This is a genomic window from uncultured Corynebacterium sp. (genome assembly GCF_937999985.1).
Lineage (GTDB): Bacteria > Actinomycetota > Actinomycetes > Mycobacteriales > Mycobacteriaceae > Corynebacterium.
In genome coordinates this window covers 1-1,360 of record NZ_CALLDG010000124.1, presented here as the reverse complement: position 1 = coordinate 1,360, position 1,360 = coordinate 1, and the positions used below count along the sequence as shown (strand labels likewise).

2 protein-coding genes are annotated in these 1,360 nt (G+C 64.8%); both read left to right on the top strand.

Going from position 1 to position 1,360, the window contains the following annotated elements:
* Positions 1-1,154: ATP-dependent endonuclease (locus tag Q0331_RS05915; protein ID WP_298075530.1), on the top strand; the 1,154-nt coding region annotated here is incomplete at its 5' end.
* Positions 1,151-1,360 (top strand): UvrD-helicase domain-containing protein (locus Q0331_RS05910; RefSeq protein WP_298075529.1); only part of this gene is annotated, 210 nt, incomplete at its 3' end. The genes Q0331_RS05915 and Q0331_RS05910, both read left to right, overlap by 4 nt.

The window sequence follows — 1,360 nt, the reverse complement described above, 5'->3', positions numbered from 1 at the left end:
ACATCGCAGTAACTCTCGCGGCCATCCCAGACTCCACGCAGATTGCGAGGGCGGTAATGGACGTCACCGCAGGTTCGACGGGACGGTCGGCTGTGGATGACGACGGCACGACCGCCAGCGAGCTTGAGGATGCGGAACGAACCCTGCGACAGGCTCGCGTCGATAGCGAGAGTGTCGAGGATTCCTTCTATCCTGACGGACCCTTCCACGTCACTGTGGTCATCGAAGAACCCGAAGCCCACTTGCACCCGCAGCTACAGCACTCCCTCGTCCGCTACCTGCGCCGACAGGTTGAACAGCGCCCTGAGCTTCAGGTCATCCTGTCCAGCCACGCCACAGACATCATCACTTCGTGCGATCCAACTGAGCTCGTCATCGCTCGCCGAGACGGCACCGGAGGACGAGTCTGCCGAGCCGTGGCCGACATCCCCTTGGGCAAGAACTCAGCTGAGGTGTTGCGTAAGGCTCGACTTCATTTGGATGCCAGCAGGTCAGCCTCTCTCTTCGCCGACCGTCTCCTGCTCGTCGAGGGCGTCACCGAGGCGGCGGTGCTTCGCGAGTTCGGCTGGGCGTGGGCCCAAGATGACCCTGACAAGCAGTCGTTCGTTGACGCGCTGAGCATCGTGCCGATGGGAACGAAGGTGGGCCCATGGGCGGTTCGCCTGCTCGCCACCCCGGGCCACGAATTGTGCAGCCGTCTGGCCGTTCTGCGCGACAGCGACCTTGACTTCGACCAGACCCCGACCCTGCCCCCGTGGGCCGACGAACACGACCCGCACGTCTTGCTAGTCGAACACAGTCACCCGACGCTGGAACCTCAACTGACCGAGGGCAACGAGTCCCTGGTCACAGCCGCTTTGACGGACATCAACGTGGCCGTCCCCGAGCAGGTCACACCGCAGACGATCAGAGACCTGTTCCGCGGCAAACACAAGGATGGCAAGGAGACGGTGCCCGCCGGCGCAGCAGCAGCCCGCAAGGGCGAGTTTGCAGAGGCCCTCGCCGGCCGGCTCCGCGACAACCGGGAGCTCATCGGCGCCGAGGTTCGCGTGCCAGCGCCGATCGAGCGCGTCTTCGACTTCCTCTACCCGACGCCTGAGCCAACCGCCGAAGCCGAGGACGTTTCGAGCGCCGAGCCGGACATCCAGCTTTGAGCAAGGCACTCAGCCACGCCGGCGTCATCGACGACCTAACCAACGAGCAGCGCCTCGCCGCAGCCACCTCGCAGACCAACCTGTTTATTGAGGCAGGCCCAGGCACGGGCAAAACCACGGTGTCCGCGCAGCGCTTCGGGGTGCAACTGTTCTCCGCAGCGCACCGGCAAGACGCACGCGCGGTCGTAGCTGTCAGCTTCACCCGT